21 protein-coding genes and 1 tRNA gene are annotated in these 25,685 nt (G+C 71.8%); 11 read left to right on the top strand and 11 right to left on the bottom strand.

What is annotated here, in order from left to right; all coding sequences use genetic code 11:
• Positions 1 to 182: 182 nt before the first annotated feature.
• Both MTQ12_RS10655 and MTQ12_RS10650 read left to right on the top strand, forming a co-directional pair.
• On the top strand, positions 183 to 2,783 hold the full coding sequence (locus MTQ12_RS10655) for a hypothetical protein (RefSeq protein ID WP_247618603.1): 2,601 nt from the start codon (positions 183 to 185) through the stop codon (positions 2,781 to 2,783).
• Positions 2,784 to 2,786: 3 nt separating this feature from the next.
• Positions 2,787 to 3,638, top strand: a complete 852-nt coding sequence (locus MTQ12_RS10650) for a lytic murein transglycosylase (RefSeq protein WP_247618602.1) — start codon at positions 2,787 to 2,789, stop codon at positions 3,636 to 3,638.
• A gap of 110 nt (positions 3,639 to 3,748) precedes the next feature.
• On the opposite strand, the gene MTQ12_RS10645 is transcribed toward MTQ12_RS10650, so the two are convergent.
• Complete coding sequence (locus tag MTQ12_RS10645; protein ID WP_247618601.1) at positions 3,749 to 4,564, bottom strand: hypothetical protein; 816 nt, start codon at positions 4,562 to 4,564, stop codon at positions 3,749 to 3,751.
• Between the two features lie 245 nt (positions 4,565 to 4,809).
• Between MTQ12_RS10645 and MTQ12_RS10640 the strand changes: the two genes are divergently transcribed.
• The gene (locus MTQ12_RS10640; RefSeq protein WP_247618600.1) at positions 4,810 to 5,352 is read left to right on the top strand and encodes a peptidylprolyl isomerase; all 543 of its coding nucleotides are present in this window, start codon (positions 4,810 to 4,812) and stop codon (positions 5,350 to 5,352) included.
• A gap of 56 nt (positions 5,353 to 5,408) precedes the next feature.
• Complete coding sequence (locus MTQ12_RS10635) at positions 5,409 to 6,212, top strand: rhomboid family intramembrane serine protease (RefSeq protein ID WP_247618599.1); 804 nt, start codon at positions 5,409 to 5,411, stop codon at positions 6,210 to 6,212.
• A gap of 102 nt (positions 6,213 to 6,314) precedes the next feature.
• Here the strand turns inward: MTQ12_RS10635 and MTQ12_RS10630 are convergent, their stop codons facing one another.
• The gene (locus MTQ12_RS10630) at positions 6,315 to 6,959 is read right to left on the bottom strand and encodes a hypothetical protein (RefSeq protein ID WP_137318469.1); all 645 of its coding nucleotides are present in this window, start codon (positions 6,957 to 6,959) and stop codon (positions 6,315 to 6,317) included.
• Complete coding sequence (locus tag MTQ12_RS10625) at positions 6,956 to 7,777, bottom strand: cell division protein CrgA (RefSeq protein ID WP_247618598.1); 822 nt, start codon at positions 7,775 to 7,777, stop codon at positions 6,956 to 6,958. Before MTQ12_RS10625 ends, MTQ12_RS10630 begins: the two co-directional genes overlap by 4 nt.
• 144 nt (positions 7,778 to 7,921) lie before the next feature.
• On the opposite strand from MTQ12_RS10625, the gene MTQ12_RS10620 reads away from it, so the two are divergent.
• Genes MTQ12_RS10620 through MTQ12_RS10605 form a run of 4 tightly spaced genes read left to right on the top strand, consistent with a single transcriptional unit; the run spans position 7,922 to position 10,690 of the window.
• Entirely contained in the window at positions 7,922 to 8,638 is a 717-nt protein-coding gene (locus MTQ12_RS10620; RefSeq protein WP_247618597.1) for a DUF881 domain-containing protein, read from the top strand.
• Positions 8,638 to 9,867 (top strand): class E sortase, encoded by a 1,230-nt coding sequence (locus tag MTQ12_RS10615; protein ID WP_247618596.1) that lies wholly within the window; start codon positions 8,638 to 8,640, stop codon positions 9,865 to 9,867. The genes MTQ12_RS10620 and MTQ12_RS10615 overlap by 1 nt, the downstream gene beginning before the upstream one ends.
• Entirely contained in the window at positions 9,867 to 10,040 is a 174-nt protein-coding gene (locus MTQ12_RS10610; protein WP_175406846.1) for a hypothetical protein, read from the top strand. The genes MTQ12_RS10615 and MTQ12_RS10610 overlap by 1 nt, the downstream gene beginning before the upstream one ends.
• Positions 10,037 to 10,690 (top strand): gamma-glutamyl-gamma-aminobutyrate hydrolase family protein, encoded by a 654-nt coding sequence (locus MTQ12_RS10605; protein ID WP_137318465.1) that lies wholly within the window; start codon positions 10,037 to 10,039, stop codon positions 10,688 to 10,690. Before MTQ12_RS10610 ends, MTQ12_RS10605 begins: the two co-directional genes overlap by 4 nt.
• 146 nt (positions 10,691 to 10,836) lie before the next feature.
• Here the strand turns inward: MTQ12_RS10605 and MTQ12_RS10600 are convergent, their stop codons facing one another.
• The 8 genes from MTQ12_RS10600 to MTQ12_RS10565 all read right to left on the bottom strand — a co-directional run bounded on the left by MTQ12_RS10600 (position 10,837) and on the right by MTQ12_RS10565 (position 21,687).
• Positions 10,837 to 11,610 carry a hypothetical protein gene (locus MTQ12_RS10600; RefSeq protein ID WP_247618595.1) on the bottom strand — a complete coding sequence of 258 codons (774 nt, stop codon included), beginning with the start codon at positions 11,608 to 11,610 and terminating at the stop codon, positions 10,837 to 10,839.
• Positions 11,611 to 11,715: 105 nt separating this feature from the next.
• Positions 11,716 to 13,725: a Stk1 family PASTA domain-containing Ser/Thr kinase gene (gene pknB / locus MTQ12_RS10595; RefSeq protein ID WP_247618594.1), complete on the bottom strand. Its 2,010-nt coding sequence runs from the start codon at positions 13,723 to 13,725 to the stop codon at positions 11,716 to 11,718.
• A complete protein-coding gene (locus MTQ12_RS10590) occupies positions 13,722 to 15,578 on the bottom strand; it encodes a serine/threonine-protein kinase (protein WP_247618593.1) in 1,857 nt (618 codons plus the stop codon). The genes pknB and MTQ12_RS10590 overlap by 4 nt, the downstream gene beginning before the upstream one ends.
• A gap of 17 nt (positions 15,579 to 15,595) precedes the next feature.
• A complete protein-coding gene (locus tag MTQ12_RS10585) occupies positions 15,596 to 17,065 on the bottom strand; it encodes a penicillin-binding protein 2 (RefSeq protein WP_137318461.1) in 1,470 nt (489 codons plus the stop codon).
• Positions 17,062 to 18,726, bottom strand: coding sequence for an FtsW/RodA/SpoVE family cell cycle protein (locus MTQ12_RS10580; RefSeq protein WP_247618592.1), 1,665 nt, complete (start codon positions 18,724 to 18,726; stop codon positions 17,062 to 17,064). The genes MTQ12_RS10585 and MTQ12_RS10580 overlap by 4 nt, the downstream gene beginning before the upstream one ends.
• On the bottom strand, positions 18,726 to 20,321 hold the full coding sequence (locus MTQ12_RS10575) for a PP2C family serine/threonine-protein phosphatase (protein ID WP_247618591.1): 1,596 nt from the start codon (positions 20,319 to 20,321) through the stop codon (positions 18,726 to 18,728). Before MTQ12_RS10575 ends, MTQ12_RS10580 begins: the two co-directional genes overlap by 1 nt.
• A complete protein-coding gene (locus MTQ12_RS10570; RefSeq protein ID WP_247618590.1) occupies positions 20,318 to 20,857 on the bottom strand; it encodes an FHA domain-containing protein in 540 nt (179 codons plus the stop codon). The genes MTQ12_RS10575 and MTQ12_RS10570 overlap by 4 nt, the downstream gene beginning before the upstream one ends.
• Positions 20,854 to 21,687 (bottom strand): DUF3662 and FHA domain-containing protein, encoded by an 834-nt coding sequence (locus tag MTQ12_RS10565; RefSeq protein ID WP_247618589.1) that lies wholly within the window; start codon positions 21,685 to 21,687, stop codon positions 20,854 to 20,856. The genes MTQ12_RS10570 and MTQ12_RS10565 overlap by 4 nt, the downstream gene beginning before the upstream one ends.
• A gap of 431 nt (positions 21,688 to 22,118) precedes the next feature.
• Between MTQ12_RS10565 and MTQ12_RS10560 the strand changes: the two genes are divergently transcribed.
• The 3 genes from MTQ12_RS10560 to MTQ12_RS10550 all read left to right on the top strand — a co-directional run bounded on the left by MTQ12_RS10560 (position 22,119) and on the right by MTQ12_RS10550 (position 25,658).
• A tRNA-Leu gene (locus MTQ12_RS10560) sits at positions 22,119 to 22,202 on the top strand.
• A 136-nt stretch (positions 22,203 to 22,338) separates the two neighbouring features.
• Positions 22,339 to 23,760 (top strand): TIGR01777 family oxidoreductase, encoded by a 1,422-nt coding sequence (locus tag MTQ12_RS10555; protein WP_247618588.1) that lies wholly within the window; start codon positions 22,339 to 22,341, stop codon positions 23,758 to 23,760.
• 194 nt (positions 23,761 to 23,954) lie between these two features.
• Positions 23,955 to 25,658 (top strand): amino acid carrier protein, encoded by a 1,704-nt coding sequence (locus MTQ12_RS10550; RefSeq protein ID WP_247618587.1) that lies wholly within the window; start codon positions 23,955 to 23,957, stop codon positions 25,656 to 25,658.
• Positions 25,659 to 25,685: the final 27 nt, after the last annotated feature.

The following is a 25,685-nucleotide window of genomic DNA, read 5'->3' as shown; positions in this document are numbered from 1 at the left end:
CGCGGCCCGCGGGGTGGTGCGAGGTGATGCGACCCTGCTGGTGGCGGCTCGGGACGGGCGGGTGTCCACCAACGGCAACCCGCACGATGCCTGCTGTTAGTATTCAAGTCACCCGTACCAGATTGGCTCGAAAGCTGAGCCACCCACCCCCTCGATACCCCTCGAAAGTGAGCACCGGCGCTGTGACTCGCCTCCCCGCATCATTCTCCCGTGCCCTGACGGGCGCGCTCGCCGCTGCTCTCGTGCTGCCCGGAGCCGTCGTCGGCCTGCCTGTTCAGGCGCTCACCCCGGGACCGAGCGCGCAGCCCGAGCCCTCCGCGGAGGGCACCGATCCGACCGCACCACCGACCGGCGACGAGCCGGGTGGCCGGGACGAGCCGGGCGGGAACGATCCCGACGGGGACGAACCGGGCGGGGACGAGGGCGCCGAGAAGTCCGAAGTCAGGGTCGCCGAGTTCCCCGAGGACGCGCGGTTCGTCCTCAACGACGGGAAGTACCGCAGCTCCATCCTCACCCTCCGCAATGGGGACGATGAGGCCCAGGGCCCGGTGTTCAGGATCCCCTCCGACGATTCCGGGACTCCCGAACCCGAGGAGCCCGGTGACGATCCCTCGGACCCCGAGGACGATCCCCGGATCCCCGATGACGTCATCGCCTACAGCGCCGCCGACCTCGGAGTGGACTTCGCCCACGACGGCTCCGCCGCGGCCGGCCTCGATCAGCCCTACACCTTCGCCGTGACGGCGATCTCCGGGGGTCGGCTCACGATCACCGGCAGCGACGAGCGGATCAACGGCGGGGCGGACACGACGCTCGTCGACGTCGGTCCGGAGGACACTGACGAACGGTGGGCATTCGATGTCGATCATGCCTTCTCCACCACGTGGAATCTCGAGCCGGATCGGGGGATCGGCGGCGAGGTTCCCGAGGGGCCCGGCACCGACGACCCCGAGACGGACCCGGACGACCCGGGCACCGAGGATCCCGGCAACGAGGAGCCGGACCCCGGAGACGAGGAGCCGCCGTCCGAGGTGATCCCGCCTCTGGACGACGAGACCGCGCCGATCATGTGCGTGGCGCTCGAATCCCGCTCGACCGATGAGCACGGGGGGACCCTGCCGACCGGGGAGACCGCACGGACAGTGCTGACCTTCGCATTCGGCGAGGGACCCGTGACGGAGACGTGCGCGAATGATCCGGCGAGCTGGCCCGGTGGGGCGACCGCCTCGACCGGGGAACCCGCGTTCTTCCCCGGAGACGCCTCGGTCGACGTCGACTGGACCGAGGACCGCTCCGGAGACTTCCACCCCGGTCCCGGGCTCGACCTCTCGGGCCCCGCAGAGGGCGTCTGGGCCGGCATCCGATTCGAGCTGTACAAGGCTCCTGAGAACGGCGCGGTGACCTACCGCAACTCCTCTCTCGGGGGCCCTGGGCCCGAGGACGAGCCGTGGTTCCACGCGAACGGCTACACCGAACGCCGATTCACCGCTGCCCATCCCTCGGGACAGAACTACCGCGCCCTGCCCTCGCGTGATGCCCACGCGTCCTGGCAGTTCACCGAATCCGGCACCTATTGCGTGGCGGCAGGTGTCCGGGCCTATGACGAGGACGACGCGGATGCAGGACCGCTCGAGGTCACCCCGGAGATCCTCCGCTTCACCGTCGGAGACGACGCCGATACGAGCGTCGACTGCGAGGACGGTGCCCCCGAGACCATCGAAATCCCCGCTCCGGGGGACGGCGAAGGGCCCACCGACGGGATCGCGCCCCCGGGGGACAACGCCAACGGCAAGATCCCCGCGCGTGGGATGGAACCGCCCGCCGGCCCGGGCGAGGGCGGGATCCGTGCCCGCGACGGCGCCGGAGACGGCGGGATGCGAGCTCCGGGAGACGGAGGAGGCCCGGGCGCCTCGGCGACCCCGTCCCCGACTCCGAGCACACCGGCGACGCGGATCCAGCAGGCACCGCCGCTGATCCAGCAGTGCCCGGTCGAGGCCACCGGCACCCAGCAGGTGCGCAGCGGCCGGATCGACATCCGGGCTGCGAGCACCGACGACGGACTCACCGGCGGCTTCACCGACCTGCGCGGGGCGGAGCCGCGCACCCTCGACTCCGCGGTCTCCGTCGTCATCCCCTCGACCTCCTCGCGCTCGCTCGGTTTCGAGACCGGCGAGCTCGGACCGGCAGGGACGACGATCTGGTCCACCGCACTCGGCGTGGGAACCTCGGTGCCGCGGATCGGCTGGGACTTCCGGGAGCTCGCTCCCGATGAAGCCGGGGGCACCGTCACCCTTTCCGTCGGGCGGGTCGAGGGGCCTGGCGACTTCGCGATCCTCGACGGCGGCGCCGGCAACATCCTCGCCGACGCATCGACCCCGCTCACGGCGGAGACCGGCCAGCAGGGCACCGCCGCCTTCGCCTTCAACCGGCCCGGCGACTACACGGTGACCTTCGACATCGCCGCAGAGTCCGAGGACGGGGAGAGCCTGGGCGAGACGAGCGTGAAGATGGACTTCGTCGTCGCGGACACGAACTCCGTCGTCGGCAGCTCGCCGCTCATCCGCGCCCTCGTCACCGAATGCGCCGGGATGAACCTCCACGGCCAGTTCGCCGGATTCTCCGATTCCGGACCGAATGCACAGACCGCACCCGAGGCCACCGATCCCCAGTCGGAGGACGTGCTCGGGGACCAGTGGTGGCTCGTCGCGGGAATCGGGTTCGGTCTCGCCTGCCTGCTCGCCATCGCTGTCCTCGTGGTGCTCATGCGCGAAGGGAGGCGATGAGCGATGACCCGGGCGACCAAGATCTTCATCGCCGTGGCCAGCGTGCTCGCGCTCGTCCTCGGGATCGGCTCCGCCGCTCTCATGCTCCGGCTCGCCTCACAGCCCGGCGTGGCCTCGGAGCCCGGGGACAGCCCGGCTTCGCCGCCACCGATCGCTCAAGCGCCGCCGGCACCGTCCGCGGGACCTATCGGGCCCACGGAACCGGCGGACAGCATGGACGCGAGTTCGGTGGACTCCGAGTGGCTCGCATCCACCGCGCAGAGCACCGGGATCCCCGAGCGCGTGCTGCAGGCGTACGTCGCCGCCGGGGTATGGGCGGAGAAGAACCGCAACGGGTGCCGCCTGGGGTGGAACACCATCGCCGCGATCGGCTCCGTCGAGACGAACCACGGGAGATACGAGGGGTCGAGCGTGCAGTCCGACGGGACCCTCGACACCCCGATCATCGGCGCGCAGCTCAACGGCATGGGCGCCGCACAGATCGACGACACCGACGAGGGACGCCTCGACGGCGACGACGAATACGATCGGGCCGTCGGACCGATGCAATTCATCCCCGACAGCTGGAACCGTCACGGACTCGACGCCAACGGCGACGGGGTCAAGGACCCGAACAATATCGACGACGCGGCGATGACGACTGCGTCCTACCTGTGTGTGGCCGGCGACATGGGGACTGCACCCGGCTGGGAGCGTTCCGTCCTCAGCTACAACAACTCGCTCGACTACGTCTCCAAGGTCTACAACGCCGCGGTGCTCTACGCGCGCTCGGTCGATCCCGGCGCACCCGCCCCGCCCGCCCAGACGGTCCCGGTGGCGACGCCGCCGGCGCCCGGGCGCATCCCGGGACAGTGAATAGCGGATGCCCCGCGGTCGTCGACCGCGGGGCATCCGCTCAACTGCTCCTCAGGCCCTCAGGCCCTCAGGCCCTCAGACGCCCGAGAGGCCTGCGCCTGGTCGAGGCCTCAGTGCTTCGGGGCGTCGGAATCCGTGTCCGAGCCGACCGTGTCCGCGTCCGCGGAATCCGGGTCGGCGGTGACGTCGGTGCTCGCCTCGGCCTTGGCGGCCGGGACGGGGGCCTCGGTCACCGTCGGGGTGACGGCGGTCTGCTGCGAGGCCGGGACCGAGCCCACGGGGCGGGCGTCGGCCGGACGGTTGGCCGGCAGCGGGGTCGACCACGGGTCCTCGACCGGCTGCGCCTTCTTCCACACGTAGTACGCGATGCCGGCGAGGCCGCCGATCGCGAGGATCCACACGAGCGCGGAGCCGAAGCCGCCGGACTTCTTGGCCTGCGTGCTCTTGGTGATGTCCTTGCTCGCCCGGGCCAGGGCCTTGCGGGCCTTCTTCACGGCCTTCTTGTCGCCGGTCACGCGGACGGCGAGGTCGTCGACGAACTTGGGCGTCTGCGCGGTGGCGAGCAGGCCGGCCGCGCTCGCGGCCACGGCCCCGGCGCGCTCGGTGGCCTGCGGGGCGATCTCGTCGGCGATCCGGTGGCGGGCGTCGTCGAAGCGCGCCTGGCCTTCGGCGGAGAGGTGGTCGAACTGCGAGCGGCCCTGCTTGCCGAGCTCCTCGAGCCGGGGGCGCAGCTGGTCGTTGAGGCGATCCACGCGCGGGCGCACCTGCGAGGCCGCGTCCTGGAGCTTGACCGAGGCGTCGCGCAGGCGGGGCGCGGCGGCGTCGATCGCGTTGGCCGAGCCCTGGCGCACCACATCGCTCACCGCGTGCACGACGTCGGCGACTTCGTCCTTGATGGTCTTGGGCTGGGTCTTGCGCTTGAACATCTCACCCTCCGATACGGCGGAGCCGTTGATTGATCCGAACGGTGCTGCCGTCTGCGCGCTGGCCGCGCGCAGGGTCCGGCAGTGCTCACCGTGTGTCGTCCCCTCCATTCTAGGGCCTCACCACCGAGCGGCGATGTCGGGCCGTCCCGTTTTGCCTGGGCGTTCGCACAGGATCGGGTCCGAGGTGCGTGCGGTGACCCGGATCCGGGAGCGGCCTCCGGCCCGCGTCGTGGAACAATGGGGGCATGACGATTGCAACGCAGCAGGCGATCCTGCACACCAACAAGGGCGACGTGACTCTCAACCTCTTCGGCAACCACGCGCCGAAGACCGTGGCGAACTTCACTGAGCTCGCCACCGGCGCCCGCGAGTTCGAGGACCCCAAGACCGGCGACAAGGTCTCCCGTCCGTTCTTCGACGGCCTCGGCTTCCACCGGATCATCCCCCAGTTCATGATCCAGGGCGGCTGCCCGCTCGGCACCGGCACCGGCGGCCCGGGCTACACCTTCGACGACGAGATCCACCCTGAGCTCCAGTTCGACCGCCCCTACCTCCTGGCCATGGCGAACGCCGGCAAGCGCATGGGCAAGGGCACCAACGGCTCGCAGTTCTTCATCTCGACCGTGCCCACCCCGTGGCTCAACGGCAACCACACGATCTTCGGCGAGGTCGCTGACGACGCCTCGAAGCAGGTCGTCGACGCGATCGAGGGCGTGCAGGTGGGCCCGGGCGACCGCCCCGTCGAGCCCGTCGTCATCGAATCCGTCGAGGTCCTCCCCGCCTCCTGACCGCCGGGACACCTGCGGCGAGGGCCGCAGCTCCCCGCGTCACCCGGGACACCCCGATGGAGGACGAGCACAGCAGCACCCCGGAGACCCCGGACAGCACGCCGGCAGGCGCGCCGTCCGGGGTCCCGTCGTCCCCCGGGACCCCCGCACCCGCCGAGGTGCCCGCCGGCCACCGGCCCGTGCCCGCCGGCCCGCGCCCGCGCGTCACCCCCGTGCTCATGGGGCTCATCGGCGCGGTCTTCCTCCTCCAGTACATCCCGGCGCTCGGTCTGCTCGAGCGGTTCGGCTTCATGCCGGCGCTCGCCGCCGAGCAGCCGTGGCGGATGCTCACCCACGCCTTCATCCACTCCCAGCCCTCGCCGCTGCACGTCGGCTTCAACCTGCTCGCGCTGTTCTTCTTCGGCAGCTTCCTCGAACGGGCGATCGGGCACGTGCGCTTCGCCGTGCTCTACGTCCTCGGCGCGCTCGGCGGGGCGGTGTGCGTGCTCGTGCTCGCCGACCCGACGAGCCCGGCATCGTGGTTCGCCCTCCACGTGGGCGCCTCGGGGGCGGTGTTCGCGCTCGTCGGCGCCCTCCTCACCCCCACCCGGGAGCTCGACCGGAACCTCGGCGGGGTGCTCGCGCTCGTCGCGCTCAACGCCGCGATCCCGCTCGTCGAGCCGAACATCTCATGGGAGTCGCACCTCGGTGGGCTCATCACCGGCTTCCTGCTCGGCTGCGCCGCCCTGCTCCCGCCGCCGCGCCGCCGCCCGCTCGTGTTCGGGGTCGCGGCGCTCCTCATGGTCGCGGTGCTCGCCGGGCTCACCGTGCTCAAGCTCCTCGCCGTGGCGTCGCTGCCGCCGGCGCTGTCGACGTTCTGAGGGTCACCGGCGGGCCGCCGGGTCGGGCTGTCGGTGCGCCGCCGAGTTGGGCGATCGGCGCGCTGCCCCGGGCACCCGGGGTCTCGCCGCCGGCGGGAGGCGTCAGGTGTGCTCGCTCGCCATCGGGTCGGCCGGGCCGAGGAGGCGGGCGGCGAGGCGGAGGAACAGCTGGGTGACGGGCCCGATCCCGAAGGCGTAGAGCACCGAGCCGACGAAGAACACGCCGCCGAGCAGCCAGCCGACGGCGATGACGACGACCTCGATGCAGGAGCGGACCACCGTGACCGAAGCACCGGTGCGCTGCACGAGACCGGTCATGAGACCGTCGCGGGGGCCGGGACCGAAGTTCGGGATGATGTAGAGCACCGTGGCCAGCCCGTTGAGCACGATGCCGGCGCACATGAGCAGGATCTGCGCCCACAGCACCTGCGGGCGGTCGACGACGAGCAGCGTGAGGTCGATGAACACGCCGACGAGCAGGGCGTTGGAGATCGTGCCGAGGCCGGGGCGCTGGCGCAGCGGGATCCAGGTGAGGAGCACGAGGATCGACACGATGATGCCGACGACGCCGATGGTCAGCGGCACGTGGAGCGAGATGCCCTGGTGGAGGACGTCCCAGGGCATGTTGCCCAGGCCGGCGGCGATCATCAGGCCGCCGGAGAAGCCGTAGAGTGCGAGGCCCCCGAACAGTGCGAGCAGTCGGACCGGCAGCGGATGCTGAGCGAGCAGCCGGAAGCCGGAGCTCATCGCCAGCGGGTCGACATGATGAGTCCGGAGACGAGGATCGCGAAGCCGGCGACGAGGTTCCAGTTGCCCCAGGCCTCGACGGGCCAGCTGCCGCCGGTGATGTAGAACACGACGAGCCAGGCGAGCCCGAGCAGCAGGATGCCGACCATGACCGGCGCGAACCAGCGCGGGTTCGGCTTGATCGTCTGGCTCGTCCCGCTCGAGGTGTAGGTCGAGGTCTTGCGGGAGGTCGAGCGCTTGGCCGGGTTGCCGGAGCGCGAGGTGCGCTTGGGGGAGTCCTCACCGGACTTCTTCCCGGACTTCGCACCGGTCTTCGCCGAGCTCTCGGCACCCGTCTTCGAGGTCTTCGCCGCCGCGGCCGCGGACTTCTTCGTGCCGGCAGAGTCTTCTGCTGAGGTCTTGGCCGAGGTCTTCTTCCGGGCAGGCTTCCTGCCGGTCGTCGCCTCCCCGGTCTTCGCGCCGGTGCTCGTCTTGGCACCGGTCGTCTTCCCGGACTTCCCCGTGGTCTTCGCACCGGCGGCGGTCGACCCGGTGGTCGGGTCGCCGTCGCCGCCGGTGTCCGCGTCGACCTCGGTGTCCGCGTCGAGTTCCTCGGCGCGGTCCTCGTCCTCCGTCACCACGACGTCCTCGGTCACGACGACATCGTCGGCCGCAGCGGTCTCGCCGGGATCAGCGGTCACCTCGGACGAGGCCACCTCGGTCTCCGTGACCTCGGTCCCGGTGCTCTCCGGCTCGGTCGCCGCGGGTCGCTTCGCAGAGTCCGCCGCGGAATTCCGCGAGGTCCGGTGAGCTTTGCTGGCACGGCTCGGCTTGGCCACGTTACTCCTCATTGGGCGGCGGCGGGTCCGCGCACGCGCGTGCGACTTGGGGACCCCCGGCACCGGTCGGTACATTGGTTCTAGGGCAATCATGCAAAGTGTACTCGTCCGCGCCGTTCGCGCGCATATCCCGAAAGCTCACCGATGACCACGCTGGCCGCGCGCACCGCCGTCTTCGTCGTCCTCGTGCTGTGCGGACTCCTCATGACGACGTCCGCCCGGGTGGCCGACGGCACCCAGCTGCGCAACGAGACCTCCTCCCTGTCCGACATCGTCGAACAGCGCTCGCAGAGCAATGAGGAGCTCCAGCAGCTCATCAGCGACCGGCGGGCCTCGATCGAGGAGCTCGAGAAGAGTGCCGCGGGCGGCGACAGCGGGGTGGAGGAGGCGCAGAGCGCGGCCGAGGCGCTCGCCGTGGAGGCCTCCACCGCGGCGACCACCGGCCCGGGGCTCGCCGTCACGCTCGACGACGCACCCCCGGAGTCCGCGGGCATCGACGGCGCCACCGCGAACGACCTCATCATCCACCAGCAGGACCTCGAGGGGGTCATCAACGCGCTGTGGGCCGGCGGGGCGGAGGGGATCTCCGTGCAGGGCCAGCGCATCGTCTCCACCTCCTCGGTCAAGTGCGTGGGCAACACCCTGCGGATCAACGCCCGGGTGTTCTCCCCGCCCTACACCGTCGAAGCGGTCGGGGACCAGGAGGCGCTCAGCGCAGCGCTCGAGGCGTCTCCCGCGGTGACCGTCTACCGGTCCTACGCCGAGCGTCTAGGATTGGGCTGGAAAGTCGAGTCGGGGCCGATCACGCTGACGGAGTATGCGGACTCCCTCGAGGTGGACCAGGCGAAGGTGAAGCAGTAGTGGACGAACCCCTGACGCGGCGGGAGCGCAAGGCGCGCGAAGCCGCAGCCCGGGCGCAGGCCGAGGCCGGAGAGGCCCCGGCGCAGCCCGCGGCCCCCGCGAGCCCCCGGCCGATGATCCGCCCCGCCCAGCGCACCTCGACCGGGCGCGGCGCCGGCCACCCCGGCGGGCAGTCCGGATATTCTCCGTCCGGCCCGGTCGGAGGAGCCTCGTCGTGGGGCGCGCCGCCGTCCGGCACGCCGCGCCCCACCATCGCGCAGCCGCACGTTCCGCAGTCCGGGCACCCGCAGTCCGGTGGCCACCATTCCGGCGCCCCAGCGCCCGGCGCCCCGGCGCCCGATGTCCGCTACTCCGACCCGCGCTCCGCCGTCGCCGCCGCCTTCGCCGAACCCATCGCGACCCGCCGGGACCCGCACCCGGCGGACGACGGCACCGGGCACCTCGACGAGGGCCCCGGTGAGCGCAGCCGCTCCGCACGGGGCTCCGGCGAGCGCGAGCCGCTCGGTGTGGTGCGCGGGACAGTGCGCACCTTCGGCGAGCTGTGCATCACCGCCGGCCTCGTCCTCATCCTCTTCGTCGTGTGGCAGCTGTGGTGGACGGACATCGCAGCGAACGAGGACAACGCCAACCTCGCCGACCAGCTCACGAGCGAATGGGCGGACAATCCGCGCAACGAGCTGCCGCCGGACCCGGAGACCCCCTTCGTCGCTGAGCCCGTCGACATGAACTCGGCGTTCGGGATCGTCTACATCCCGCGCTTCGGCGAGGACTACTACCGCACCATGGCCGAGGGCGTGGCGATGGAGCCGGTGCTCAACCGGATGGGTCTGGGCCGCTACCCGAACGCCGCGATGCCCGGCGAGGTGGGGAACTTCGCGCTCGCCGGCCACCGCGTGACCTACGGCAAGCCGCTCAACCTCATCGCCGAGATGCGCCCCGGCGACGAGATCATCGTGCAGACCGCCGACGGCTTCTACACCTACACCTTCCGCAACTTCGACATCGTGCTGCCCGACGCCACAGAGGTGCTCGCCCCGGTGCCGGACATGCCGGAGTTCAAGGGCAAGGACCGGATCATGACCCTCACCGCGTGCAACCCGATGTTCTCCGCCCGCGAGCGCTACATCGCCTACGCCGAGCTCACCGACTGGCAGCCCGCGGCCGAGGGTGTGCCGGAGAGCCTCGCGGACTCCCCGGCCTTCGAGAAGGCGACGGGGGGCGAGGTCTGATGTACGGACTCATCTGGCGCGCGCTGCCCGGCCCGTGGGCCGTCAAGCTGCTGCTGAGCCTGCTCCTCATCGCCGCGGTCGTCTACCTGCTCATGGAGTACGTGTTCCCCGTCGTCGCGCCCTACATGCCGTTCAACGAGGCGACCGTGACCGAGGACGGGGGCGGGGCGTGAGCGCGCGGATCCTCGTCGTCGACAACTACGACAGCTTCGTCTACACCCTGGTGGGCTACCTCCGGGAGCTCGGCGCGGACACCACGGTGATCCGCAACGACGACGTCACCGACGCCGAGGTGCCCGCCCTGCTCGCAGAGTACGACGGGGTGCTGCTGTCCCCGGGCCCCGGCGTGCCGGCGGAGTCCGGGATCTGCCCCGCCGTGGTGCGCGCCTGCGCCCAGGCTCAGCTGCCGCTGTTCGGCGTGTGCCTGGGCCACCAGACCCTCGCCGAGGTGTTCGGGGCCACCGTCGACCACTCGCCGACCCTCATGCACGGCAAGACCTCGCAGCTCACCCACACCGGGACGGGGATCTTCGCCGGCTGCCGGACGCCGCTCACCGCGACCCGCTACCACTCGCTCGCGATCGTCGACGCGACCCTGCCGACGGAGGTGTTCGAGGTGACCGCGCAGACCGCCGACGGCGTCGTCATGGGCATCGCCCACCGCAGCGCGCCGCTGTCCGGGGTGCAGTTCCATCCCGAGTCCGTGCTCACCGAGGACGGCTACCCGATGCTCGGGAACTTCCTCGCGCAGTGCGGCATGCCCGAGGCGGCGCTCACCGCCCGCGGCCGCTCCCCGATCGCCTCGGCCGGCCTCCACGACTGAGGCGAGCCGCCTCGGCGACGGGGTGCGGCACGATTGACGGCCCCGACCGTTCATCGGCCTGAGCGGACTGTGGGGCTCTTCGCCGAGAGTGGTGGCGTCGATACCACCATTCCTCGCCGGAACCCCCACAGTTGCGCGGCGTGCGCTCAGGACCGATCCGGTGAGCCCGGGGTCGCCGCCGCCCGTTCGCGGGCCCAGTCAGCGTGGATCGCGGCGCGGGCGGCGGCGAGGTCGACGTCCGCGAGGTCGCCGACGAGCGTGAGCCGCCCCGATCCCCCGGACATCTCCGGCGGCACGACCGCCACCACCCGCAGCCCGGCATCCAGCGCCGCGGTGATCCCGTCCGACCCGGATTCCACCGCCACCCCGAACCGCGCCGGGACGCCGAGCTGGTGGGCGGCGAGCAGGTGCGAGTACGGGTGCGGGCGGCGCCTTCGGACCTGCCCGGCGGTGAGCAGCACGTGCGGCTGCGGCAGCGCCAGGTGCTCGCTCAGCGCCTCCACCCAGCTGCGGGGCATCGAGGTGAGATAGGCGAGCCGGGCATCTGTGGCGGCCGCGCGGGCGAGGAACGCCCGCGCCCCGGGGCAGGTGAGCTCGGCGTCGCGCGCGGTGGCGGACAGCCGGTGGAAGATCCGCATCCGCAGCAGTGCGCTCGTCGTGCTCGTCCCGGTCCGGTTCGCGATGACCTGGGCGAGCGCCTCACTGATGTCGACGAGGTCCCCGGCGGCGAGCGCGAGCGCGAGGGGGTCCGGCAGGGCCCCGGCGGCGATCGTGGAGCATCCGCAGTCGGTGAGGACCTCGCGGCCCACCCGCTGCCAGACGGTCTCCGCGTCGAACACGACGGAGTCGAGGTGCACCGTGAGCATCCACGGCGGCGCCGGATCCGAATCGGGTCCGAGCACGCCGAGCGGCCCGGTCATCGTCTCGGCGAACCCGGGCGGAGGAGATCCTGCGGGCGTGGGGGCGGCCGGGGGCTCAACGGGGTGTGGGGATCGAGGGGGAGTGAGCGTCACGGTCGGCGGGCCCTATCCCCGCCCACGGTGACCCGGACGGTCCCGGGCCTCGTCGGGGCGGCCGGGCTGCTCCGAGGAGCTGTCGGTGCCGGTGTTGCCCTGGATGCCTCCCTGGTTGTCGCCCTCGTCGTCCGGGGGCGCCGGGATCGTCGGCCAGGGCGCCTCGGGCGCGGACGGCTCGGTGGGCTCGGTGGGCTCGGGCGTCGGGCTGGGCGAGGGCGCCTCCTTGGCCACGGTGATGGTGATCGCCGAACCCTGGCTCACCTCGCCGCCGCCCTCGGTGCTCTGCTCGAACACCTCGCCGGCCGGGTGGTCGGCGGTCTCCGACTCCTCGACGGTGCAGTCGAGCTGGTAGTCCTCGCCCTCGAGGGTCTCGCACGCCTCGTCCTCGGTCATGCCGAGGACGTCGGGGACGTCGACCATGCCGGTGGAGATCACGAGGTCGACGGTGGAGTCCTTGGCGACCGTGGAGCCGGCGCCGGGCCGGGTCTCGATGACGGTGCCAGCGGCGACGTCGGGGGAGTTCTCGTCGATGTTGCTGCCGGCGGTCAGGCCGGTGTCGCCGATCCGCTGGCGTGCCAGTGATTCGGTGTCGCCGGCGACATCGGGCACCTCGACGGAGTCCGGGCCGGTCGACACGTAGAGCACGATGAGGTCGCCCTCGCTGACCTGGGAGCCGGCGGGCGGGTCGGTGCTCACGACGTTGCCCTCGGCGATCTCGTCGTCGGCGGTCTCCTCCTGGTCGACCCGCAGGCCCTCCTGGAGAAGGTACTGCTCGGCGTCGTCCGCGGGCCGGTCGCTGAGGTCGACGAGCTCGAAGGTGACGACCTCGGGCTCCTTGGACATGGTGTAGACGAACAGGCCGAGGCCGGCGAGGACGAGCACGAGCAGCGCGCTGCCCACCCACAGCCAGGTGCGGCTGCGCTGCTCCGGCTCCGCGTCCCGGTCCTCCTCCAGCACGGTGGTCACCGCATTGGTGGTCGGGGGCTGGTCGATCGCCTGTGTGGGCTCGCCGAGCTGGGAGTACGCCATCGTCGCCTCGGTCGGCGGGTTCGCGTACCCCGGTGCGGCGCCGGCGCCGAGCGCGGCACCGGCCGCTCCGCCGGCGAGCGCCCCGGGCACGGCGCCGAACGCCTGCGTGGCGGCGTCGTCGCCGTCGATGCTCAGCGGCCGCCCGTCGCGGGCGGCGAGCACGTCCTCGCGGAAGGTGTGCGCGTCCTGGTAGCGGTCGTTCCGGTCCTTCTGGAGGGCGTGGAGGAGCAGCCGGTCGACGGCCGGGGGCAGCTCGGGCTCGTGGTGCGAGGGCGCCTTGGGGTCCTCGCCGACGTGCTGGTAGGCGACCGCGAGCTGGGAGTCGCCGACGAACGGCGGCCGGCCGACGAGCAGCTCGTAGAGGAGACAGGCGGTCGAGTAGAGGTCGGAGCGGGCGTCGACGATCTCGCCGCGCGCCTGCTCGGGCGACAGGTACTGCGCGGTGCCGACGACCGACTGGGTCTGGGTCAGGCTGCCGGTGTCCTCGAGGGCACGGGCGATCCCGAAGTCCATGACCTTGATGTCGCCCTCGGGGGTGAGCATGACGTTGCCGGGCTTGATGTCGCGGTGGACGATCCCGTTGCGGTGGCTGTAGTCGAGCGGGGCGAGCACACCGGCGGTGACGTCGAGCGCCTCGCGCACCGTGAGCCGGCCGTGCTCGGTGAGCACCTGGCGCAGGGTCAGGCCCTCGACGTACTCCATGACGATGAAGGGGACGTGGACGACATCCCCGCCGGACTCGACGAACTCCTGCTCGCCGGAGTCGTAGACGGCGACGATCCCGGGGTGGTTGAGGCTCGCTGCGGACTGCGCCTCGCGCTTGAGGCGGGCGTGGAACGAGGGGTCGCGGGCGAGGTCGGAGCGCAGCAGCTTGATCGCCACGCGCCGACCCAGGCGGGTGTCGATGCCCGCGTGGACCTCGGCCATCCCGCCGCGGCCCAGCAGCTCCCGGACCTCGTAGCGCCCGGACAGCATCCGCACGTCGTTCATCGGGCCCCTCCAGCGGGGCCGGGCAGGCCGGCCGGGGATGTGCCGGCGCCGCCGGTCACGGTGTCGACGAACGCGCCGGTACCGAACGAGGTGCCCTGGCCCTGGTTCCCCTGGCCCTGGCCCTGGCCCTGGCCCTGGTTCCCCTGGTTGCCCTCGGAGCCGCCGCCGAGACCGGGGTCGTCATCGCCCTGACCGCCGCCGCTGCTGCCGCCGCCCTCGTTGCCGCTGCCGCCGCCTTCGTTCCCGCCGCCGTTGCCGCCCTCATTCCCGCCGCCGTTGCCGCCGCCGTCACCGGGGTCGGTGTCCTCCTCCGGTGCAGGCGCCTCCTGGGTGGGGCGATCCGGGGCCTGGGTGGGCTGCTCGGGGGCGTCCTGGGTGGGCTGCTCCTCCGGCTCCGGCGCTTCGGCCGGGCCGCCGGAGATCTCGAGGGTGACGGTGTCGCCGGCGGAGAACTCGTAGCCGTCGTTGCCGCGGCGCACTCCGTCGACGGTGCCCTCGGAGCGCGAGGACTCGACGGTGACCGTCTCGACATTCAGCCCGAGGTCCTCGAGATTGCGGGTCGCGGTGCTCTCGCTCTGCCCGATGTAGTCGTCGGGGTCGATGGTGATCGTGTCCTCGGTGGGCTCCGCGGAGGCGGTCGAGGACTCGGTGGGCTCCGGCTCCGCGTCGCCGCCGCCGAGGAACAGCCACAGGATCCAGCCGAGACCGAGCAGCGCGAGGACCACGAGGATCGAGATGACGATCGCGGGGGCCTTCGACTTCTTGGGCTCCTCGTCCTCCGGGGCGAGCTCGTCGGTGCGCTGCCGGGCGCTCGCCGCGATCAACGGATCGTAGTAGCCCTGCGCTCCCGTCTGCGCGGGGTCGCCGGCCCAGTCGCCCTGCGGGCTCCCCGCGGCGTGGGCGGCCCCGGCGCCGAGGCCGGCGCCGGCGGCGGCAGCCCCGGCGGCGGGCATGACGCGGGTGGCGGAGTCGCCCTGGTTGAAGACGCGGGTCACCGCCTCGCTCGCGGCAGTCCCGCTCACCATCTGCGGGACGGCGGCCTCGGCGGCGGCGACATCCCCGGCGAGCAGTGCGCGGGCGGCGGTCGCCACCTCCTGGCCGCTGTCGGGACGGTCGTCGGGGTTCTTGGCGAGCATCGCGTCGACGAGCCGGCGCACCGGCTCCGACACGGTGTCCGGCAGCGGCGGGTGGTGGCGGTTGACCTGTGCGATCGCGATCTCGACCTGCGACTCCCCGGTGAACGGGCGGACGCCGGCGAGCGCCTCGTACATGATGATGCCGAGAGAGTAGATGTCGGACTTCGGGATCGAGCCCTTGCCCGTGGCCTGCTCCGGGGCGAGGTACTGGGCGGTGCCCATGACCTGCCCGGTCTTGGTCAGCGGCGCTTGGTCGGCGACCCGCGCGATCCCGAAATCGGTGATCTTGACCCGGAAGTCCGGGGTGATGAGGATGTTGCCGGGCTTGACGTCGCGGTGCACCACGCCGGAGCGGTGGGCGGCGTGGAGCGCCTGCGCGGCCTGCGCGCCGACGTCGAGCACGTCGCGCTCGGGCATCCCGCCGTTGCGGTCGAGGATCGCGGACAGCGCCTCGCCGGGCACGTACTCCATGACGAGGTACGGCGAGCCGTTCTCCTCGCCGTAGTCGAACACGCCGGCGATCCCGGGGTCGGAGACCGCTCCCATGCTGCGCGCCTCGGCTCGGAACCGGTCGAGGAACGTCTGGTCGGAGAGGTACTCCTCCTTCATGATCTTCGCGGCGATCTCGCGCGCCAGCACGGTGTCGCGCCCGCGCCACACCTCGCCCATCCCGCCGATCGCGATCCGGCTGGTGAGCTCGTACCGGCCGCCGAGCATGGTTCCTGCGCCTGGTCTCATTCGTTGATCACCGCTTCCATCACAGCTTTCGCAATCGGTCCGGCCACGCGTCCGCCGGAGGCCTGGCTCCCGGCGTTGCCGCCGCTCTCCACCACGACGGCGACGGCGACCTGCGGGTCGTCGGCCGGGGCGAAGGAGGTGAACCACGCGTGGGGCGCGGCACCCTGCGCGTGCTGCGCGGTGCCGGTCTTGGCGGCCACGTCGACCCCGGGGATCTGCGCCGCGGTGCCGGTGCCGTCGTCGACCACGCTGACCATCATGTCGGTGAGCGCGCTCGCGGTGTCCCCGCTGATCGGCCGGGAGAACTCGCGCGGGCTCGGCTCGCTGATGAGGTCGAGCGTGCGCGCATTGCGCACCTGGTCGATGAGCTGGGGGTGCATGAGGGATCCTCCGTTGGCGATCGCCGAGGACACCATCGCCATCTGGAGCGGCGTGGCGCGGACCTCGAACTGGCCGAGCGATGACTGGGCGAGCTGCGGGGGATTCGTGTCCGAGGGGAAGCTCGAGGCGCTGACCTGGAGGGGGATGTCGAAACTCTCCCCGAACCCGAACTTCTGCGCCTGCTCGCTCATCGCGTCCGACCCCAGGGTCATCCCGAGGTCGGCGAACGAGGTGTTGCACGAGTTCTTCAGGGAGTCGGCCAGGGAGACGGTGCCACCGGAGCCGCACGCGCCGCCGCCGGAGTTCGAGATCGTCGCCGTGGTCTGGGGCAGGTCGAGCGTGGCCGGCCCGGACAGCTGGGAGTCCGGGGTGTACTCGCCGGATTCGAGCGCGGCGGCGGCGGTGACGAGCTTGAAGGTCGAGCCCGGCGGGTAGAGGTTGCCGCCGATCGCGCGGTTGTAGGCGGGGTTGTCGTCGTCGGCGATGAGGCGCTCGTAGGCGTTGAGGGCCTCATCGCGGTCGTGCGAGGCGATCGGGTTGGGGTTCCAGCCCGGCGAGGACACCATCGCGAGCACGTCGCCGGTCTTCGGGTCGAGCGCGACGACGGAGCCCTTCTGCCCGCCGAGCGCGTTCCAGGCCGCCATCTGCGCCTCGGGGTCGAGCGTGATCTCGATCGCCGCTCCGGCGGGCTGGCTGCCGGTGAAGATCGAGGAGATCTTGTCGTAGAACAGGGCGTCGTCGGTGCCGGCGAGCAGGCCGTTCTCCGTCTTCTCCAGGCCCGAGGCGCCGGACACGATGGAGAAGAAGCCGGTGACGGGGGCGTAGACCTCCGCCGGCATGCCGTCTGCGCCGTAGGTGCGCTGGTACTCGTAGGTGTCGTCGACGGGCACGGAGTAGGCGACCGGGGTGCCGTCGACGAGGATCGGCCCGCGCTCGCGCGACAGCTCCTCGACGAGGGTGCGGGTGTTGAGCTCGTGATCGCGCAGCGCCTGCGCCTGGAAGTACTGGACGAAGCTCGTCGAGCCGAACAGCAGCGCGAACATCACGAAGCCGACGACGGCGACGTGCTTGAGCGGGTTGTTCATCGCCGGTCACCCCCGTGCTCGGGCTCTCCGTGCTCGGGCGTGGGCTCGGCCCCGTACTCGGGGGCGGTGCGGTGGGCCGTGGTGGCGACGTCCGCCTCGGGGTCGGGTGCCGCCGCGGGGTGGACGGTGGTGGCGACCTCGGCCTCGGGGTCCCGGGGGTGCCCGTCGGCCGCCTCGGCGCCGGCCGGGTCCGCGGCGTCGCGGTTCCGGCGGCCGCCGAGCAGTCCGCGGGACGGGCTGCGCTGCCCGGCGCGCTCCTCGGGGTCGGTGAGGACGGTGAGGACTCCGGTCTGGAACTCCTCGGCGGGGCGGCGGGCGTAGTCGGAGATCCGCAGCAGCAGCCCGATGATGATCCAGCTGCCGATGAGCGAGGAGCCGCCGGCGGCGAGGAACGGCGTGGTGAGGCCGGTGAGCGGGATGAGCCGGGTGACGCCGCCGATGACGATGAAGCACTGGAGGCAGATGGTGAACGTCAGGCCCACGGTGAGGAGCTTGCCGAAGCCGTCGCGCACGCTCGAGGCGATCTTCATGCCGCGCTGGAACAGGATGAGGTAGAGCATGAGGATCGCGAACAGGCCCACCATCCCCAGCTCCTCGCCGAGCGAGGCGTAGATGAAGTCGGACTCCGCGTACGGCACGACGCTCGGCCGGCCCTCCCCGAGGCCGGTGCCGGTGAGCCCTCCGGAGGCCATGCCGAACAGGCCCTGGACCAGCTGGTAGGAGCCGCCGGGGGTCTTCTCGAACTCCTCGCGGGTGAGCGCGCCGAGCCAGCCGTCGATGCGCTGCTGGACGTGGGTGAAGATCTGCGCGGCGACGAAGGCGCCGAGCGCGAACATGCCGAGACCCAGGAAGATCCACGTCTTCTTGCCGGTGGCGACGTAGAGCATCGCGACGAACAGTCCGAAGAACAGGAGCGAGGTGCCGAGATCGCGCTGGAGGACGAGGATGCCGACGCTCGCCACCCAGGCGATGATGATCGGTCCGAGGTCGCGCAGGCGCGGGAACCGGATGCCGAGGATCTTGGGCCCGGCGAGGACGAGCTGGTCGCGGAAGCTCACGAGGTAGCCGGCGAAGAACACGGCGAGGAGGATCTTGGCGATCTCGCCGGGCTGGAACGAGAACGGGCCGACGTTGATCCAGATCCGGGCGCCGTTGATCGTCGTGCCGAGCCCCGGGACGAGCGGCAGGAGCAGGAACGCGAGCGCCGCGAAGCCGCAGGTGTAGGTGAAGCGCCGGAGCAGCCGGTGGTCGCGGAGGAACACGATGACGACGCCGGCGAGGATCGAGCCGAGCGTCATCCAGACGAGCTGGGAGGTCGCGGTCGAGGACTCCGTGGCGAGGTCGATCCGATAGATCATCGCCAGCCCGATCCCGTTGAGGAGGATCGCGAGCGGGACGAGCACCGGGTCGGCGTACTTGGCGCGCCACCACGTGAGGACGTGGAGGCCGAGGCCGAGTGCGGCGAGCCAACCGGTGTACCAGTAGACGTTCGCCGGCACCGTGTCCTCGGCGCCGAGCCCCACGAGGGCGTAGGCGCCGGCGGCGATCACGACGGCGAGGGCGGTGAGCATGAGCTCCGCGAACCGGTAGGGGCGCGGGGCCTGGGAGCGCGCGGCGGCGTCCGGGGCGCGCTGCTCGGCCACGGCGGGGGCGTAGGTCATCACGGGCCTCCCGCGGCGTTCGGCTCCTCGGCCGGGGCGGGTGCAGGCGAGGCGGGGTCCGGTGATGCGGGATCCGGGGAGACCGGGGCGTCAGTGACGCCGCCCTGCATCTCGGTGGCCGCGTTCGCCGCCGCCTCGTCCCGCAGGGTCTCGACGACCTGGTCGGCGGCGGCGCGGTCCCCGGCGGGGATCGTCGCCTCGAGACGTGACTGCGAGAACGCGGAGAGCTCGTCGACCGGGATGTCGGTGGTCTCGTCGAGGGAGCTGAGCTCGAGCGGGCCCAGCGTCTGCGCGACGCCGCGGTAGATCGCGACCGTGCCGGATTCCGCACCGACGTAGTACTGTCCGCGCACCCAGTTCCAGCCCACGACGCCGGCGATCGCGACGGAGGCGAGCACGAGGATGGTGATGAGGAGGGGCAGCAGGCGCCGGCGCGGACGCTCCTCGGCACCCCAGCCGTCGAGGTCGTCGCCCGGCTGGGCGCGGGTCTCGGCGCTGTCGCGGTGCGCGGCTCCGGGGCCTGCTGTCGCGGCGGCGGTGCCGGCGGAGTCGGTCGGGATCTCCTGGGTGTCGCCGGTGCGCGCACCCCGGGAGTCCGGGGCGCCTCGGCCGCGGTTGCCGTGCTCGTCCCCGCTGCCCTGCTCGTCCCGGGAGCCGTCCTCGTCCGGGGTGGTGCGCTCGGCGTCGACGACGTCGAGCTGCTGGGTGTCGGCGGATTCGTCGACCGTGTCGAGCGGGCCGGTGGGGATGAGCTCGGTGGGCGTGTCGGTGCGGCCGAGCAGGGCGTACTGCGGGTTGGTGCGCACGGAGCCCACGGACTCCCCCGGACCGCGCGCCGCCGCTCCTGCTCCCGCGGCGTCCTCGGGCGCGACGACATCGCCGATGACCACGGTGACGTTGTCGGCGCCGCCGCCGGCGAGGGCGAGGTCGACGAGCCGGTCGCAGCAGGCGCCCGGATCCGCGATGTCGGCGAGCGCCTCCTGGATGTCCTCGATCGAGGCGAAGCCGGTGAGCCCGTCGGAGCACAGCATCCAGCGGTCGCCGAGCCGGGTGTCGCGGAAGGACAGGTCGAGCTCCGGTGCCGAGCCGACGTCGCCGAGCACGCGCATGACGACGGAGCGCTGAGGGTGGGATTCGGCCTCCTCGGGCGTGATCCGACCCTCGTCGACGAGCATCTGGACGAAGGTGTGGTCGCGGGTGACGAGGGAGAGCTCGCCGTCGCGCAGCAGGTAGGCGCGGGAGTCGCCGATGTGGGCGAGCGCGAGCCGGTCGCCGGTGCGCAGGAGCGCGGTGACGGTGGTGCCCATGCCGGCGAGCTCGGGCTGCTCGGCGACGCAGGTGGTGATCCGCTCGTTCGCGTCGAGGATCGCCTGGCGGAGGACGTCGAGGGCGTCGCCGCCGTGGCCGGGGGCGTCGAGGTCGGACAGGCGGGCGACAGTGATCGCGGAGGCGACATCGCCCCCGGCATGACCGCCCATGCCGTCGGCGACGAGGAGGAAGTCCGGTCCGGCGTATCCGGAGTCCTGGTTGTTCTTGCGGACCAGGCCGGTGTCGGAGCGGGCTGCGTGCCGCAGCGTGAAATCCAGGCTGCTCACGGACGAAGCTCCAGGGTGGTGTGGCCGATGGTGACAGGGGTGCCGATGCGCATCTGCACCGGGGAGTGCAGACGCTGGCCGTTGATGAAGGTGCCGTTGGTCGAGCCGAGGTCCTCGACGTACCAGTGGCCGGAATCCGGGACGATCCGTGCGTGGTGGCCCGAGGCGAAGTCGTCCTCGAGGACGACGGTGTTGCCGCCCGCGCGGCCCAGGGTGATCGGTCCGCCGCCGAGCGGGATCACCATCCCGGCGAGGGCGCCGGAGGTCAGGTGGAGCGCGCGCGGGACCGGCGGTGCCTGCTGCTGCGGCGGTGCGGCCCGGGACGGGGGTGCGTGCTGCGGCGCGGCCCGGCCGGGCGGGGGCCCGCCTGCGGGGACCGCCCCGCGCTCTCCCCGGGAGCGGCCGCGGCGGCCGACGCGGTTGCTGCGGCGGGGCCCGAACAGGTCCTGGCGCAGCACTCCGGCGACGAGGAAGACGAAGATCCACAGCAGTGCGAAGAACGCGAAGCGCAGGACCATGACGGTGAACTCGCTCATCGGCCTCCCGTCTCCGTCTCGCGGAACACCACGTCGGTGTCCCCGGCGGTGAGGGTGATGCCGTCGCTCAGGGGCATCGAGGTGATCCGGCGGCCGTCGACCAGGGTGCCGTTCGTCGAGCCGAGGTCCGTGGCGGTCGCCTGTGCGCCGGAGACGGCGATCTCGAAGTGGCGGCGGGACACGCCGGGGTCATCGAGGACGATGTCGGCGCTCGAGGAGGAGCGGCCGAACACCGTGGTGCCCTGGGGCAGGTGGGTGAGGCGGCCGCGGATCTCGACGGCGGGCTGGCGCGGGTCCTCGGAGCGGCGGACCGGCGGGGGAGGAGTGGGGGCGGGCGCCTCGGCGGCGCGGAGCTGCCCGCTGTGGGCGTGGACGTAGGCCTCGGGCACGATCGGGTTGGCGCGCGAGGGCGGGTCGTAGCCGCCGCGGTTCTGGGGCTGCGCGGCCGGGGAGCCGTCGGGGCGCCTGGTCGAGGCGCGCACCCGGTACATGCCGGTGTCGAGGTCGTCGGCGGCCTCGAAGGTGACGATGACGGGGCCGATGAAGCTGTATCCCTGCTCCATCGCGTGGTCGCCGACGACCTGCCGGAGGTCGGCGCGGAGCTCGGACTCGATCGGCTCGAGGCGCTCGTGGTCGGACTGCGAGAGCTCGATGATGAAGCTGTTGGCGGTGAGCGTGCGGCCGCGGGACACCACGGCGGCGTGGGTGTCAGTCTCCTTGCGCAGCGCGCCGGCGAGCTCGACGGGCTCGACCTGGGCGCGGAACGCCTTGGCGAAGGCACCGTTGACGACGCGCTCGATGCCCTTCTCGAAACGGTCGAGTACGCCCATGGCCTGCCTCCTTCGGTCCGCTGCACCGGTCGCCGAGGCGGCGCCGTCTGCCAACACTGTCAACACTCCATGCTAACGGCAGACTCCCGCGTTGACATGTTCGCACGTGCGCGGGCGGGGATTCCGACAGGGATTGCCGGGCAGCTCCGGGGGAGCTCCGGGCGAATTCCCGGGTGCTTTCTGGGTGCGTGCCGGGTGCGTGCCGGGGCCCGCTGCCGAACTGCGCGGTATCCGACGATCGACGCGCAATTGCGCGCTCGGTTCCGGATACCGCGCAGTCGGGCGGCGCGCGGCCCGGGCGGACCAGGTGCGGAGGTCGTGCGCAGCGCGGGATCCGAGAGCGCTCGGACGACCCGGAACCCGGTTCCGACGGCCCGGAATCGGGTTTTGGCGCGGAACGGCGGTGATGTTAGAGTTTCCTACTGTCGCTCGCGCGAGTGGCGGAATTGGTAGACGCGCTGGCTTCAGGTGCCAGTGATCGAAAGGTCGTGGGGGTTCAAGTCCCCCCTCGCGCACAGTTGTCGAGGGCCCCGGATCCTACGGTCCGGGGCCTTCGTCATGTCCTCATGGCTTCCGCTGTCCCGGCGCAGTACCCGCGCAGCCCCGCGCGGCATGTCCGGTGGACGGTAGGCGGGCTGGCACGATGGGGACATGGCAGTCTTCACGCACACGGCCGAGGTGCCCTACTCCCTCGACACCGTCTTCTCCTGGCACATGCGCCCGGGCGCGCTCACCCGACTCAGCCCGGAATGGGCGCAGGCGGTCGTCGAGGAGTCGCATCCCCCGCTCGCCCCGGGCACCCGCGCCCGGATGAAGACCTCCGTCCCGGGCACCCGCGGGGTGGTCCGCGTGCCCTTCGTATGCGAGCACGCGGCGGGCCCGGAGCCCTTCTCCTTCATCGACCGGATGACGACCGGCCCGCTGCACTCCTGGACGCACACCCACCGGTTCACCGCAGCCGCGGATCCCGCCGCCTGCCGCATCGACGACCGGATCGACTACCACCTCGCCCCGTCCAGCGGCCGCCTGTCCGAGGGCTTCGACACCCTCGCCATGGACACGGTGCTGACGAACACCTTCGAGGCCCGCACCCGCCGGCTGCTCGGCGACCTCGATTTCCAGGCCGACCTCACCCGCCGCACCGGGGGCGCCCCGCAGCGCATCCTCATCGCCGGCGCCTCGGGCCTGCTCGGCCGGCAGGTCGCCGCCCTCCTGTCCACCGCCGGGCACGAGGTGCGCCGCCTCGTCCGCACCACCCCGTGGCGCGAGGACGAGGTGCGCTGGAACCCCGGCCTCGGCCTGCTCGACGCCCGGGCGCTCGCCTGGGCCGATGTCGTCATCTGCCTGAGCGGGGCGAGCATCGGCACCCGCTTCACGGAGCCTGCGCGCGAGCGCATCCTGTCCTCCCGCCTCGACAGCACGCGCCTCCTCGTCCTCACCATGGAGCAGCTCGACCCCGCCGACCGCCCGGACACCTTCGTGTGCGCCTCGGCCGTGGGGTACTACGGCGCGGAGCGCGGCGACGAGCGGCTCCCCGAATCCGCCGACTCCGGCGACGGCTTCCTCGCCGAGGTGTGCCGTCGGTGGGAGACCGAGGCGGCCCGGGCCGAGGAGCTCGGCGTGCGCCGGGTGTCGATCCGCACCGGGGTCGTCCTCACCACGCTCGGAGGGCCGCTGCGCCTCCAGCTGCCCCTCTACCTCACCGGCCTCGGCGGTCGGCTGGGAGCCGGCGACCAGTGGCTGTCGTGGGTGTCGCTCGACGACATCGCCCAGATCTACGCCCGCGCCGCGCTCGACGACTCCCTGTCCGGTCCCGTCAACGCCGTGGCACCCGAGCCGGTCCGGCAGCGGGAGTTCGCGCAGACGCTCGGCGACCTGCTGTCGATGCCCTCGGCGCTGCCGGTGCCGCCGCTCGCTCCCACGCTGCTGCTCGGCCCGCAGGCGGCCCGCGAGCTCGCGCTCGCCGACCAGCGGGTCGTGCCCGAGGCGCTCACCGGGGCGGACTACACGTTCCGGCACCCGACGCTGCGCGCGGCGCTCGCCTCGACCCTGGGGTGCCCGCCCGAGGACTGAGCGTGCTGAACCGGGATCCGGTGGGGTGCACGGTGCCGATTCCGCGGTGCTCGGCCCCAGGTCAGGGCCACTACCGCAGGCTCATGTGCACCGCCTGTGTTAGGCCTGGGCAGAGCCTGCTTGCTAAGGTTCGTTGACGGTGCCGAAACCGGACCGACCATCCGGACGTAAAGCTACTGCCGCGCCACGCGACTATGAATCCTGAATCCGCACTCGTCCATGCCTTTCCACCGTCCTCAGATGTCACACTCTCCGCAGCGCAGACGACGCTGACCGCCTCCGGCATCGACCAGGCCGTCGAGAACGCGTTCGCTCCGATCGCCGATGTGCTGTCCGCCATCGTCTTTTTCGGAGTGCCGGTCGCCGGCACCGAGCTCCCCCTCATCGTCGTGTGGCTCATGGCGGCCGCGGTGTTCCTCACCGTCTACCTGCGCTTCCAGCCGATCACCGGGCTCGCGCACTCCGTGAAAGTGATCCGGGGAAAGCTCACCCGGAAGACCGACCCGGGTGAGGTCTCCTCGTTCCAGGCGCTCGCCACCGAGCTCTCCGGCACCGTGGGACTGGGCAACATCGCCGGTGTCGCGGTCGCGATCACCATCGGCGGACCCGGCGCGGCCCTGTGGATCATCATCTTCGGCTTCTTCGCGATGACCGTGAAGATGGCCGAGGCGACGCTCGGCGTGAAGTACCGGACGATCATGCCCGACGGCACCACCTCGGGCGGGCCGATGTACTACCTGCGCGACGGCTTCAAGGACATCGGCCGTCCCAAGCTGGGCAAGTTCCTCGCCTACTTCTACGCGATCGCCACCGTGGTGGGCGTGTTCGGTGCCGGCAACCTGTTCCAGGCCAACCAGTCCGCGGCCATCCTCGTGAACTCCACCGGCGGCGAGGCCAGCTTCTTCGCCGACAAGCTGTGGCTCATCGGCCTCATCATGGCCGTGCTCGCCGGCATCGTGATCCTCGGCGGCATCACCTCGATCGCCCGCTGGACCTCCGCGATCACCCCGCTCATGGCGATCCTGTACTTCGTGTCGGTCGTCATCATCCTCCTGCTGAACTTCACCGCGATCCCCAACGCCTTCGTCCTCATGTTCCAGGGCGCGTTCACCGGTGAGGGGATCGCCGGCGGCATCATAGGCGTGGCGATCGTCGGCATCCAGCGTGCGCTGTTCTCGAACGCCGCCGGTGTCGGCTCGGCCGGTATGGCGCACTCGGCCGTGAAGACCTCGCGTCCGGCGACCGAGGGCTTCACCGCGATGTGGGAGCCGCTCATCGACTCCGTCATCATCTGTACGCTGACCGCGCTCGCGATCATCACCACCGGCCTCTACGACGCGGACGCCGGCGACGGCTCCACCGAGGCCGGCGTCAACCTCACCGCGCAGGCCTTCGGCACGGTCACCGACTGGTTCCCCTACATCCTCACCATCTGTGTGATGCTGTTCGGGTTCTCGACGATCCTGTCCTACGCCTACTACGGCCAGAAGGCGATCGGCTTCCTCACCAAGGAGTCGTTCTTCGCCCAGAAGGGCTTCCAGGTCGTGTGGGTCATCGCAGTCGTCGTCGGTGCCTCGATCTCGCTCGACAGCGTCGTGGCGTTCTCCGATGCGATGTTCTTCCTCATGAGCGTGCCGAACCTGCTCGGCATCTACTTCCTCGCCAAGGTCCTCCGCCTGGAGATCCTGCGGCACAAGCACCAGGCTGCCTCCGGCACCCTCGAGGAGATCCCGGAGGACCTCCAGGTCGGGCTGCGCGATCACCAGCCCACCGAGGAGCAGGTGGCCTCGGAGAAGAAGCGCCGCGCCGGCGTGCGGGAGAAGCGCAAGCGGATCCGCGCCGGCTTCCGCAAGGCGCAGAAGGACCGCGGCGTCGACGTCACCGACGACCGGGTGTGACGGTGTCCGGGTGTGAACCGGTGAGCT

Source organism: Brevibacterium sp. R8603A2, from assembly GCF_023072605.1.
Taxonomy (GTDB): Bacteria; Actinomycetota; Actinomycetes; order Actinomycetales; family Brevibacteriaceae; genus Brevibacterium; species Brevibacterium pityocampae.
This window is presented reverse-complemented; position numbering and strand designations above follow the sequence as displayed.